Genomic DNA, 11925 nt, shown 5'->3' with positions numbered 1-11925 from the left:
CCGATGCCACCACGCGCTACTGCAGCTACTAACCGCCTACGAGTTGTCGTGCTTGTCTCTGGGACGGGCTCGCTTCTGCAAGCCATCCTGGATGCCCAGGATGAGCACTACCGTGTGGTGAAGGTGGTTGCGGATAAGCAGTGTCGAGGTATTGAACGCGCCCGAGAACGCGATATCGATACTGAGATCGTGGAAATGGGCGCGGACCGTGCCGAATGGAATACATGTCTGGCTGATGCAGTAGCTGCTGCGCAGCCAGACATTGTTGTTTCTGCAGGCTTTATGAAGATTTTGGGGGAGGGTTTCCTCCGCCGCTTCGAAGGCCGCACCATCAATACCCACCCGGCGTTACTACCCGCTTTTAAGGGCGCGCACGGGGTGCGCGATGCGTTGGAATACGGCGTGAAGGTCACAGGCTCTACCGTCCACTTCGTGGACGCGGGCGTGGATACCGGCTCCATCATTGCGCAGCGGCCGGTGGCCGTGCGGGCAGACGATGATGAGGCCAGCCTCCACGAACGCATTAAAAAGGTAGAGCGCGAACTCATCGTCGATGTGCTGCGCGCGGCGCAGCCCCGCGGCGAGGAACTTTTTATTCAACTCGCAGACTAAGACTTTTCGAAAGGCTTAATCCTCCTCATGAGCGAAGACCGCAAGCAGGTAAAGCGCGCACTCATTAGCGTGTACGACAAGACGGGGCTGGAGGATCTGGCCCGCGCACTTGATAAGGCAGGCGTAGAGATCGTCTCTACCGGCTCCACCGCCAAGAAGATTGCAGACCTGGGAATCGAGGTCACCCCGGTTGAAAAGCTCACCGGCTTCCCCGAGTGCCTGGAAGGCCGCGTCAAGACGCTCCACCCGCGCGTGCACGCCGGGATTCTGGCCGATACTCGCAAGGAAGACCACCTAGCGCAGCTCAATGAGCTTGAGGTAGAGCCCTTCCAGCTCGTCGTGGTCAACCTGTACCCCTTCCAGGAAACCGTAGCCTCCGGCGCGGACTTCGATGGATGCGTGGAGCAGATCGACATCGGTGGGCCTTCCATGGTGCGCGCGGCGGCCAAGAATCACCCGTCCGTTGCCGTGGTCGTGGATCCGGCGCGCTATGGCGAGGTAACCCAGGCCGTTGAGGAGGGTGGATTTAGCCTTGACCAGCGTCGAGGGCTTGCCCGCGATGCCTTCCTTCACACCGCAAACTACGATGCGGCGGTTTCCGCATGGTTCGTTGACCAGCTCAGCGATGGCGAGGAGACCACCTCGCTGCGCTACGGCGAGAACTCCCACCAGGCCGCCACCGTGACCCGGATTGGCACCAAGGGTTTGGCTAACGCCAAGCAGCTCAACGGCAAGGAAATGAGCTACAATAACTACCAGGACGCCGATGCTGCGTGGCGCGCGGCCTGGGACCACGAGCGGCCCTGCGTCGCGATCATCAAGCACACCAACCCGTGCGGCATTGCCGTATCGGACGAGTCCATCGCTGCAGCCCACCGCGCGGCGCATGCCTGCGACCCGATGTCCGCATTCGGCGGCGTCATCGCCGTCAACCGCGAGGTCAGCGTAGAGATGGCCGAGCAGGTCAAGGGCATTTTCACCGAGGTCATCGTCGCACCCGCCTATGAGGATAAGGCGCTGGAAATCCTGCAGAGCAAGAAGAACCTGCGCGTGCTTTTGGCCGAGCCAGAGGAACAGGGCGAGGAGCGCAAGTACATCTCCGGCGGCGTGCTGCGCCAAGAACCGGATACCTACCAGGCCGAGGGCGATAAGCCCGAAAACTGGACCCTGGCAGCGGGCGAGGCCCTGAGCGACGAGGACTTGGCCCAGCTCGAATTCGCTTGGCGCACGGTGCGCGCGGTTAAGTCCAATGCGATTCTGCTGGCCAAGGACAACGCTACCGTGGGCGTGGGCATGGGCCAGGTCAACCGCGTGGATTCCGCCAAGCTTGCGGTCGAGCGTGCCAATACGCTTGCCGATGCCACCAACCGCACCCAAGGCTCCTTCGCCGCCTCCGATGCCTTCTTCCCCTTCGCCGATGGCTTGCAGGTGCTTCTCGATGCCGGCGTCAAAGCCGTTGTCCAGCCCGGCGGCTCCATCCGCGATGAAGAAGTTATCGAGGCAGCTAAGGCCGCTGGTGTTACGATGTATCTCACTGGAACGCGCCACTTCGCTCACTAGCGATAGCGCCCGAGACCTAAGGAGCCTGGCCATGTTCGCACCAACCCACACCGCACCGAGGCGTACTACACCGAGACGCATGGCGCTCGGCGGCCTAATGATCGCCGGGGCGCCGTGTCTTAGCGCGTGCGGGCAGGGCGAGCAGGAGCCGGAATCAGAGCCGGGCATCGCCAAGCAGGCGACGTCGCGCTCTACGGAGAGCACGGCGGATAGGGAGGATAGGGCGGAGAGCCCTCGCGATGCCGCAGCGCAGGATGAGGCTGCGCCGGCTGATGCCCAATCCGATACCGCGAAAGCTGCCGAAGATGGCGGGCCGGCTGTGGCTGGTGATTTGCAAAGCGAACTCGACCGCATCGCCGCCAACTACGGGAATGTGGGCATCGCGGTGTCGGATGGCACCACTACCGTTGCAGCCGGGCGCACCGCACCCGAAACCGCCTGGTCCACCTCCAAGGTGCCGGTGCTCATCGCCGCGCATCGCGCAGGGCTCATTGGCCCGGACGTGGTCACGTCCGCGATTACCTATTCCAATAATGAGGCGGCGCAATCCGCCTGGGACGCACTTGGCGGTGGCGCACAAGCCGCCCAGGCCGCGCAACAAGTACTTGCCGAGGCCGGCGATACCACCACCCAGGTACAAAGCCAGGTCACCCGCCCGGAATTTAGCGCCTTTGGACAAACGCAGTGGAGCGTGGGCGACCAAGCCGCATTCATGGCGAAGCTGCGCTGCGTCAACGGTGCGGAGCCCATCCTCAGCGCGATGTCTACGCCCGACCCCGCCCAAAGCTATGGCCTACGCAATCTAGAGGGTGCTGCCCTTAAAGGTGGCTGGGGCCCAGATACCGCCGGCGGCTATGATGTGCGGCAGATGGGTCTTGCCACCATCGGCGGCCGCGAGGTTGCGGTAGCACTCATCGCCTCGGCCCCCGATGGTCAATACGCCTCCGCCCAACCAATACTTTCGGGCATGGCGGTCGATCTTTCCAAGGCCGACGTTGCTTGGCCGAGCCCAGCTTGTTAGCCCTCACCCCGGCTTGTGAGAAAGGACTTATCATGCCGCACTTTAATCTAACTTCAGGTTTGCGTTGGGGACTGCGCCTCGGCGCGGTAGCGACTGCGGGCATCGTTTTAAGCGCATGCAGCAATGGAACGGATGGGGAACAGCCCGATTTTTCTGGTGACAGCGGCATGACCACCGTAGAGAGCACGACGGATACCTCCGCAGAAGAAACCTCGACGACCGAGTCCCCGGAAACCGAGGAGAAAGAACCACCCGTGGTGACGGTGACCGAAACCGAAAAGGAACAGGCACAGGCACAGCCACCGAAAAACAATAATGGCGGCGGAGGTGACCTCATCGACGGCCTGGGTGAGTACGGCTGGACCGATATTAATACCTACGCCGATTGCCACCGTTTTGAGCGCGTCGTCTTCGCGGGCAAAGGTCCAGACGGCAGAGCGATTGTCTGCGAAAACACGGGAGGAACGCTGACCTACCGGTCGACCATCTTCGGCGGCGAGTTTACCGGGCCAATCATTGGCCAAGATAGTGGCAACTACTACGTGGATGCCACGCCCTCGACCATTGTCGTAACCCCCAGCGGGATTAGCGTGCGCGAAGGCGGCGGACTGGCCGCCACCGCGGACTTTAGTGAATCCTGGCAACGTTAACCACTGGTAAGTGGTTAACGTTAACCTCAGGGGAGAGGTTAACGCGCCGTAACGAGGTTAGCGAGACTTTTTCTTCTTGCGATCAGCAGCGGCCGCCGCAGCCGCAGAAATCGAGTCATTGCGGTTCTTCAGTAGCTCAAGCGTCATGGCTTCGGCGTCCTCGGGGACTGTGGCGCCGAGGACGGCAAGGGCGGCATCGGCAAGCATGGCGGCAGTCTCCGGAACCGACTGGGCCGCGGCATAGGGAGGCGTGCCATCATTGGGGCGCATCTCGATGACAGACAGCGCGACGTGGAAGGGCAATTCGATGCGCGGATCCGCATCGCCCACAATCGCGGCGGCGGTGGTACGGAAGTGGTTCTGCAGCCGCTCGCGGGAGCTGTGATACTCCGAGAATTCAGGCGAATTGGCCACCGGCAACTGGTACAACCGGCCGACGTTCCAACCGCTGGTCAGCAAAAGGCGCGATTCCGCGGCGACCAGCGACCACAGGCGCTGCTCGGGCTCGGCATCGGAATCTACCAGCTCATCGGCAAGCTCCAGCGAGGGCTCGATGGTGGAATTAAGCAGTGCGAGGAAAATCTCCGTCTTGGAGGGAAAATGGTAATACAGCGATGCCTGCCGGATGCCCACCGCGTCCGCGATTTGGTGGGTCGACGTCGTGGCAAAACCCTGGGTGGTAAATAACTCTGAGGAGGCGTCCAGAATTTCTTCCCGGGCGCTATTGCCTCTGCGGCGGGGGCTATGTTTACGCGGCCTACCGACGTTTCCTGACATGCGGCGGACGCCTCCTTTCTCTCAGCAGAAAATGCTTTTACTCAACAACTCTACAGCCCCGCAGCCAGACGGTGCGGACCGCATGCATGGCCACAGCACTTTGTGGCGATTTTAATGTGCGGCATCCGCGGCGCGTTGGGAGATGGACTCGAAGGTCGCAGACACCATGCGGCAAGCTGTGCCATAGGCCGTGCGCTCCAGCGGCGGGAGATCCTGCAGCGTGGATTCGCGGCCGTGCACATTGTCGAACCAGCGCCGCATTTCGACCGAATACCCTGTGCGCCACGCAAGATCCAAGGTCTCTGCGTCCTCCGCTGTGAGCATTCCGCGTTCGTGACCAATGGCGAGGCGATCGACCGTGGGGCGCGGGCCCGGTGCCGCCCACCGCGCAATGGCGGCGATGGGGGATAACAGCATGGATTTAATATCCACGGCCGCGCTGCGATCAGGCAAACCGCCTACGCGCTGGAGCAACGGCGGACGCTGGGCCAACGCCTCCTCCAACAACGCCTGCTCGCCGCCGTGGCCTAAAGGCAGGCCAGCATCGACGCGCGCTGCCATGGAATCGGCTGCTTGGTGCACCTCTAGGCCAACATCGCGAAAGACGGACTCCAAGTCGCTGTCTTCTCCCATCCACCCGATGGGCATGCTGGGCAGCTGATCCCCGCGCGCCGCCGCGCCGGTTAACCGGACATCCGCGTCCACGCCTTGGGCGCGCACGATGTCTGTCAGTAGCCGCGAAAACCAGGAGGCTAATTCAATCTCATCATCCTGGTGCGCTACCGCATTGCGCAAGACATCTTGTGCCTCCGCCAACAAGCCGCGAGCGGTTGCCCGGGATTGGCAATGGGGAGCAAGCTCCGAAAGATCGAGAAGGGATTGGTGCAGGGCCATATAGTCACTGCCTTTCACTCATTACAAAGCGGTGCGCTTCTAAAAGTTGTGCGGCGCAGGATTGCTATAAATGTAACACTTATGTGAAAGCGCAGTAGCGCTTGGGGGAGTATGCAGCGGGTTCGTCGCGTCCGTGGCAGTGGGCGTTCGTGAAGGAGTTTTGCGGCTGGTATTGCCGCGGTGTGTGGCGTTTGCGGCGTAGTGCCAAATAAGACCCTAAAAACGACTTTCGCCGCCTCACCTCGAAAGGTAGGCGGCGAAAGTTTATGGTTCTTTTACCGTGTCACACTTGCCAGCGGCAAAAGTGCGCTGTTGATACCCAGCTACTGTTTAGCGGGTGGTGAACGGCAGGAGAGCCATTTCGCGTGCGTTCTTGACTGCGGTAGCAACTTGACGCTGCTGCTGCGGGTTCAAGCCGGTGACGCGACGGGAACGGATCTTGTGGCGATCCGAGATGAATAGACGCAGAGTCTTGGTGTCCTTGTAGTCCACCTTCTCAATGCCCTCAGCCTTCAAAGGGTTCTTCTTCGGGCGACGGCTCTGCTCCATACGGAACTTCTTTTGGTTATTGCGCTTATTAGCCATTGTGCAATTACCCCTTTACCAGCTGGACTTGCGAACGCCCGGCAGCTCACCACGGTGAGCCATGCCGCGCATACGGACACGGGACAGGCCGAACTTGCGGAGGTAACCGCGTGGGCGGCCATCGGCTGCGTCGCGGTTACGAACGCGGGCTGGGGAAGCGTCACGAGGCTGGCGGTTCAGTTCGAACTGAGCCTCCAAACGCTCCTCATCCGGGGTGTTCGGGTTCTTGATGATCTTCTTGAGCTCAGCGCGACGCTCCGCGTAGCGGGCGACGATTTCCTTGCGCTGCTCGTTCTTAGCGATCTTGGACTTCTTAGCCATGAATTATCGCTCCTCGCGGAATTCGACGTGCTTGCGGGCGATCGGATCGAACTTCTTCAGGGAGATGCGATCCGGGTTATTGCGCTTGTTCTTACGGGTCACGTAGGTGTAACCGGTGCCCGCAGTGGACTTCAGCTTGATGATTGGGCGAATATCGTTACGTGCCATACTTAAATCTTCTCCCCACGTGCGCGGATCTTGGCAACAACGGACTCGATGCCGTCGCGGTCAATGATCTTCATACCCTTGGTGGAAACATTCAGAGTGATGGTACGGCCCTCAGAGGGCAGGTAGTAGCGACGACGCTGCACGTTGGGGTTCCAACGGCGCGAAGTGCGGCGGTGCGAGTGCGAGACCTGCTTGCCGAATTCCGGCTTGCGGCCCGTTACCTGGCAAATAGCCGACATGGGTCTTCTTTCTCCTAGCCGCCCACATCGTGGCTATAAACGACTACGTGCCGACTGCCTTGTGAGGGTGGCAGTGCTCAAAAGTGAGGTGTGAGCAGGTGCGGCATCGTCGTCAAAAACCAGTAGACGGGGCGTAATACGTATATTTTGACAACAGCAAGAGCAAATCTTACAGCCTTACTCGCGATATACCTAATCGCTACCGCAATCGCCCCGCACATATTGTTGTTCGCGTTGTGTTGGGGATTGCGCAACTGTGATCGAGGCATTAGGGGGAGGTTCGGGGCCTTATTATAACGAATAACGAATGAGGCGCATATGCGCGCTTGTGGCGACTGTGGTTGCCGCAGGTGAGCAATTTCGTATATACCGCCGTGGAATGTAGGATAATTCAGGTTATCGGTCGGCGCGCTTTGTGGCGCCGGGCGAGCTGTAACTGTACATCCCAACTCGGGCACGATCCGTACCGGCATTGTAGTTCAGTGTGCGGAACCGACCCGTAGTCCAACCCTGAGGGAATATATATGAAGAAAGACATCCACCCGGATTACCACCCAGTGGTCTTCCGCGATGCTGGTACCGGTCACTCCTTTTTGACCAAGTCCACCGCTACCTCTTCTCGCACCGTTGAGTGGGAAGACGGCAACGAGTACCCGCTCATCGTCGTTGACGTTACTGCTGAGTCCCACCCGTTCTGGACTGGTGCACAGCGCGTTATGGATACCGCTGGCCGCGTCGAGCGCTTCAACCAGCGCTTCGGTGCCATGGCTCGCCGCAAGAAGAAGAACGCGTAAGGAGAAGAAGAGAAAATGGCAACTCCTAAGTTTAAGAAGTCCCGTGCGAACACCCACGCACGTCGTTCCCAGTGGAAGGCTGACAACGTCGCCCTCCAGGAAGTCACCATCGATGGTCAGACCGTGCGCATCCCGCGCCGTCTGGTCAAGGCTGCCAAGCTCGGCCTGGTTGACGTAGAGCAGTTCTAAGCCTGCTTACAATCCCACCCCTCCCAGTTGCGTATTAGCGACTGCGAGGGGTTGCGATGTTTTAGGCCCCGAGGCGGGCATAAAAAGCGCCTGCCGGCCCAGGTGGGCGGAGGCGGTGGGGGATTTAAGCCTTGTCAGGACTGCCCACTCCTTGGGTCTTAAAGAATCAACGAAATCCACTTTGAGTTACAGCAAGGCTCACCGTAGATTTAATATAAAAGTGCGCTAAAATGGCGATGAATCAGGTTTATTGCTAGGTGATCGTGTTGACAGTGTTGACAGCGGTTGGCGCTGCAGCATGAACGATACTTAATGGGGCAAGGTAAACGAGTGCGCGAGCGCGAAGGGGGCGGACGCGGTGAGTTTGACCAGTTTATTGCCTACAGTAACTTCACAGGAACTTCTAGTACGTTGGCAGAGTAGTTTAAGTTGTGACTAAGCGAAGCGAGGCATAGTGTTCCTATGAACATGAGGAATAATGACAACCGCGGCAATAATGGCCAGTCGCACGGTGTCCCGCAGGAACCCTACGATACGAACAATGGGCAAACGCCGTATAGCCAGCCGCGCGGTGGGCAGCAGGATTCTGGATCCGCTTATTCCAACGGAACCTATTCCCAGGGCTGGAACCAGCCGCGCATCAACGAGCAGGAGGCACGAGCTTCCGCACACGGGCAGCACACCCCGCCCAGCAATCGCCTTTTTGGTGGCGCTCAGCAGAGTGGAACCCGCGGGCAGGATGAAGCATCTAGCTTCGCTAGCCAGTTCAGCGAGTACTCCCAGCAGGGGCCTGCAAATAACCAACCCGGTCAACCGCCTGTGCCTGGGGTAACGCCGTTGCCGCCGCAGCCAAAGGAGAAAAAGAAGATCGGGCTTGGCGTGGCGACGGCAATCGCTGCCGTAGCGGCAATCGCAGCAGGCTCCATTACCGGTGTGGTCGTGGGTAAGAACCAGTCCAGCAGTGGCACGGCCGTGGTCAACGAGGCTCTTCATAGTCAACCGGCCGCCAATAGCATGGGTAAGGAGCCCGAGGAAGGCTCGGTGGAGGCGGTTTCCGCCAAGGTTTTGCCGGCCGTGGTATCCATTCAGACCGCCACTCGGACCTCGGCAGCGGAAGGCTCTGGCTCGATCATTTCTCCCGATGGTTACGTGTTGACCAACCACCACGTTATCGCCGGTGCGGAACAGGGCGGCATCATGCAGGTGACCTTGAACGATGGCAGCAAGCACGAAGCTGATCTCGTGGCTTCCGATGCCAATACGGATGTCGCCGTCATCAAAATCAAGGACGTGCAAGACCTACCACACTTGCAATTCGGTAACTCGGATGCGGTAGCGGTCGGCCAAGAGGTAGTCGCCGTCGGTTCGCCGCTCGGCCTCAATGCCACGGTGACTTCTGGCATCGTATCCGCAAAGAACCGTCCGGTGCGTGCGTCCCAGGAGGGTGGCGAGTCTTCGCTTATCGATGCCATTCAGACTGACGCCGCCGTTAACCCCGGCAATTCCGGCGGCCCCTTGGTGGATATGGACGGCAATATCGTCGGTATGAACTCGATGATTGCCTCGTTGTCTGATAAAGCCACGGGCGAGGGCGGATCTATCGGCCTTGGATTTGCCATCCCTTCCAACTTTGCCAAGCGCATGGCGGATGAGCTCATTAATAAAGGCCAGGTAACTCACCCCACCTTGGGGGTTAAGGTCTTGGCGCGCGATGACGGTAATGGCGCGCGCATTGCCGAGGTTGAGCCGGGCAGCCCAGCGGAACAAGCAGGTTTGAAGCAGGGCGATATCGTCACCCGCGTCAATGACCGGCTGATTGAAAACGCCGATGCGCTTATCGCGGCCGCTCGTTCCCAGGACTTCGGTGCGACCGTCACCTTGGAAGTATCCGATGGAAATTCGGATGATACTCGTCAGGTAGAGGTAACCCTGACGGGCGAGTAGATTAAAAGCCAGCCCGCGCCGTGTCCGCATTGCACCCCCGACGTTTCTTTTAAGGAGAAAAATGGCAGACTCCCAGCAAGACTTGACCGATTCGACCAGGTTGGAGGATTCGGCTTCCACAGACGCTTTGCGGGATGTGGCGGAGCCGGATGATGCTTACCTCTTGGCCAGCGAGAAAGAGGACCGAGTGGCGGCGCCGCGCCGCGCGCTCGTCGTGATCGTCACGGATCACCCCGGCGAAAGTTCAGATAGCACCTCCAAGTTGGTTACTGAACTCTTGGCAGAGGCGGATTTCCGCATTGATGGTTCGGTGGTCGTGCGCTCGAAGAAATCCAAGATCCGGCAGGCTATTGAAACTGGCGTCGTCGGCGGTGTAGATCTCGTGCTCACCGTCGGCGGCACTGGCGTGAGCCCGCGCGATAAGACCCCGGAGGCTACCACCGGGGTCATCGATAAGATGGTGCCGGGCGTGGCCCAGGCCTTGCGCTCTTCTGGTCAGGCCTGCGGCGCTGTTGATGCGTGTGCATCCCGCGGCATTTCGGGCGTATCTGGTTCCACCGTCGTGGTCAACCTCGCGCCGTCGCGCGCTGCCGTGCGCGATGGCATGGCTACATTGACCCCGCTGGTCCACCACCTCGTGGATCAACTGCAAGAATCCAGCGTGCAATAACGCGAAGGAAAAGGGCGAAGCTGCTATGACCTCCCAACCACGCCGCCAGCGCAGGCGCGTATTCAGGCAATCAGATGCGTCGGAATATGACCGCAGCGCGGACAGCCCGGTAGGGCAGGACTTAGCTAGTGGAGAAGGTGCCGATGCACAGCGCATCGTCACTATTGATGATGCTGCAGCGGAAGGCGACGGTGCTCAAGCAGCCGAGCGCGGCGAAGAGTTTTACCGCGAAAACCAGCCGCCGCACTATGGCGGATAGCCCGCGCCTCCTTGTCCCGAGCCAGGAAATGCTGAAGCAACCATAACAAAAGCCCGTGTCCTCCCTCATCGCGAAGGTGGACACGGGCTCAGCTGCGTCTTTAGTAAGAATTAGTCGTCGTGGCGGCTGTGCTTGCCCTCAGAAGCGGTGGAATTATCGGCGCCCTCGGCTGCAGTGGCATCCCCAAGTGCCTTATCTGCGGCGGCGACAGCATCAGCGTTCTGGGCCTGCAGAAGATCGCGGATTTCTGCCAAGAGTTCTTCCGAGGTTGGTGCCGGAGCCTCTGGGTCCACACCCTGGCGGCGCTTAGCAGCTTCAGTGAGCTTGTTGAGCGGCATCACAATGAGGAAGTAGACCACTGCGGCGATGATGAGGAAGTTAATCGCGGCTGTAATAACGGCGCCAAAGTCTACGAGGGTGGACTTATTGTCTGTGATTTGGAAGCCCAAACCATCCACCTCGGCGGAGCCGAGGGAGTTAATGATCGGCTGAATGATGGAATCCGTCACGGAAGTGACGATCGCCGTGAATGCGGAACCGATGATGACTGCGGTGGCAAGCTCGACCACGTTGCCGCGCATAATGAAGTCTTTAAAGCCCTTGAGCATGGGAGAAAACGGACCTTTCTGGGGATAGTTGAGGATGAGGCTGAACCTCGAGCAAGCAGGGAGTTTAGTTCAAGCTAAAAGTATTCACAACTTGGGAGGATTAGAGTTGGCAATATTGTTACTTAGTTAACTAATGCACACCGGTTGCGATATAGGTATTTGGTGTTAGTGTGAAAGCGGAATATAAAAATATTGTTTGTAAAAATAACAGTATTCTAATGCGTGGGCAGAAGGGATCCCAGCATGAATATCGCACTCGCTTTATTTGCCTTGGCAGTCACCATTGGTGCAGGCTACCTCCTTGTTAAAGGTCATAAGCCGGTCATCATTTTATTGCTTGCCGGGTTTATTCTCATTGCAGTTTCTACCGCGGCCAAAGCAGGCTATGGAGTATTAGATGAGGAAGACTCCACCGGCTCTCGGTGGTTGGACATCATCGGCATTTTCGAACAAGTTGCTGGTAGCCAATTAACAGGCGTCGGCCTAATCATTATGGCGGCCGGCGGCTTTTCGGCATATATGAACAAGATCGGCGCTTCACAGGCTCTGGTCGAGGTAGGACCTGACCCCCAGATGGTGGACACCTTGAAACCAGCATCTCGCTGGGGAAGTGAGGTACCTTTCCACCATGCCA

Annotated in this window: 16 protein-coding genes and 1 pseudogene; 10 read left to right on the top strand and 7 right to left on the bottom strand. The window is 59.1% G+C overall.

The window, feature by feature from the left end; translation table 11 throughout:
• Positions 1-3: 3 nt before the first annotated feature.
• From purN to ABRP93_RS08240, 4 genes are read left to right on the top strand one after another with little or no spacing between them, the layout of a single operon-like run.
• Positions 4-612, top strand: a complete 609-nt coding sequence (gene purN / locus ABRP93_RS08255) for a phosphoribosylglycinamide formyltransferase (RefSeq protein ID WP_349887637.1) — start codon at positions 4-6, stop codon at positions 610-612.
• A gap of 27 nt (positions 613-639) precedes the next feature.
• Entirely contained in the window at positions 640-2172 is a 1533-nt protein-coding gene (purH, locus tag ABRP93_RS08250) for a bifunctional phosphoribosylaminoimidazolecarboxamide formyltransferase/IMP cyclohydrolase (RefSeq protein WP_349887609.1), read from the top strand.
• Positions 2173-2203: 31 nt separating this feature from the next.
• Positions 2204-3193: a hypothetical protein gene (locus ABRP93_RS08245; RefSeq protein WP_349887608.1), complete on the top strand. Its 990-nt coding sequence runs from the start codon at positions 2204-2206 to the stop codon at positions 3191-3193.
• Between the two features lie 32 nt (positions 3194-3225).
• Positions 3226-3843 (top strand): hypothetical protein, encoded by a 618-nt coding sequence (locus tag ABRP93_RS08240; RefSeq protein ID WP_349887607.1) that lies wholly within the window; start codon positions 3226-3228, stop codon positions 3841-3843.
• A 57-nt stretch (positions 3844-3900) separates the two neighbouring features.
• On the opposite strand, the gene ABRP93_RS08235 is transcribed toward ABRP93_RS08240, so the two are convergent.
• The 6 genes from ABRP93_RS08235 to rpmB all read right to left on the bottom strand — a co-directional run bounded on the left by ABRP93_RS08235 (position 3901) and on the right by rpmB (position 6827).
• Entirely contained in the window at positions 3901-4620 is a 720-nt protein-coding gene (locus tag ABRP93_RS08235) for a TetR/AcrR family transcriptional regulator (protein WP_349862984.1), read from the bottom strand.
• Between the two features lie 111 nt (positions 4621-4731).
• Positions 4732-5514, bottom strand: a complete 783-nt coding sequence (locus ABRP93_RS08230) for a putative nucleotidyltransferase substrate binding domain-containing protein (protein WP_349887605.1) — start codon at positions 5512-5514, stop codon at positions 4732-4734.
• A gap of 330 nt (positions 5515-5844) precedes the next feature.
• The gene (gene rpsR / locus ABRP93_RS08225; RefSeq protein ID WP_023025961.1) at positions 5845-6099 is read right to left on the bottom strand and encodes a 30S ribosomal protein S18; all 255 of its coding nucleotides are present in this window, start codon (positions 6097-6099) and stop codon (positions 5845-5847) included.
• Positions 6100-6114: 15 nt separating this feature from the next.
• Positions 6115-6420: a 30S ribosomal protein S14 gene (rpsN, locus tag ABRP93_RS08220; RefSeq protein WP_005279906.1), complete on the bottom strand. Its 306-nt coding sequence runs from the start codon at positions 6418-6420 to the stop codon at positions 6115-6117.
• 3 nt (positions 6421-6423) lie between these two features.
• Positions 6424-6588: a 50S ribosomal protein L33 gene (gene rpmG / locus ABRP93_RS08215; protein ID WP_023025964.1), complete on the bottom strand. Its 165-nt coding sequence runs from the start codon at positions 6586-6588 to the stop codon at positions 6424-6426.
• A 2-nt stretch (positions 6589-6590) separates the two neighbouring features.
• The gene (gene rpmB / locus ABRP93_RS08210) at positions 6591-6827 is read right to left on the bottom strand and encodes a 50S ribosomal protein L28 (protein WP_005279911.1); all 237 of its coding nucleotides are present in this window, start codon (positions 6825-6827) and stop codon (positions 6591-6593) included.
• A gap of 524 nt (positions 6828-7351) precedes the next feature.
• Here rpmB and ABRP93_RS08205 point away from each other — a divergent pair.
• From ABRP93_RS08205 to ABRP93_RS08185, 5 genes are all read left to right on the top strand, one after another.
• Positions 7352-7621: a type B 50S ribosomal protein L31 gene (locus tag ABRP93_RS08205; RefSeq protein WP_005279912.1), complete on the top strand. Its 270-nt coding sequence runs from the start codon at positions 7352-7354 to the stop codon at positions 7619-7621.
• A 15-nt stretch (positions 7622-7636) separates the two neighbouring features.
• A complete protein-coding gene (gene rpmF / locus ABRP93_RS08200; RefSeq protein WP_005279913.1) occupies positions 7637-7810 on the top strand; it encodes a 50S ribosomal protein L32 in 174 nt (57 codons plus the stop codon).
• Between the two features lie 462 nt (positions 7811-8272).
• The gene (locus ABRP93_RS08195) at positions 8273-9754 is read left to right on the top strand and encodes a S1C family serine protease (RefSeq protein ID WP_349887603.1); all 1482 of its coding nucleotides are present in this window, start codon (positions 8273-8275) and stop codon (positions 9752-9754) included.
• Positions 9755-9815: 61 nt separating this feature from the next.
• Positions 9816-10424: a MogA/MoaB family molybdenum cofactor biosynthesis protein gene (locus ABRP93_RS08190; RefSeq protein ID WP_349887601.1), complete on the top strand. Its 609-nt coding sequence runs from the start codon at positions 9816-9818 to the stop codon at positions 10422-10424.
• A 25-nt stretch (positions 10425-10449) separates the two neighbouring features.
• Positions 10450-10683, top strand: a complete 234-nt coding sequence (locus ABRP93_RS08185; protein ID WP_349887599.1) for a hypothetical protein — start codon at positions 10450-10452, stop codon at positions 10681-10683.
• Positions 10684-10793: 110 nt separating this feature from the next.
• Here ABRP93_RS08185 and mscL read toward each other — a convergent pair whose 3' ends face one another.
• Positions 10794-11291 (bottom strand): large-conductance mechanosensitive channel protein MscL, encoded by a 498-nt coding sequence (mscL, locus tag ABRP93_RS08180; protein ID WP_349867796.1) that lies wholly within the window; start codon positions 11289-11291, stop codon positions 10794-10796.
• Between the two features lie 243 nt (positions 11292-11534).
• Here mscL and ABRP93_RS08175 point away from each other — a divergent pair.
• Positions 11535-11925 (top strand): annotated as a pseudogene (locus ABRP93_RS08175) (hypothetical protein); the annotation flags it as partial.

The organism is Corynebacterium sp. KPL2850 (assembly GCF_040225855.1).
In the GTDB taxonomy this organism is placed as follows: domain Bacteria; phylum Actinomycetota; class Actinomycetes; order Mycobacteriales; family Mycobacteriaceae; genus Corynebacterium.
This window is presented reverse-complemented; position numbering and strand designations above follow the sequence as displayed.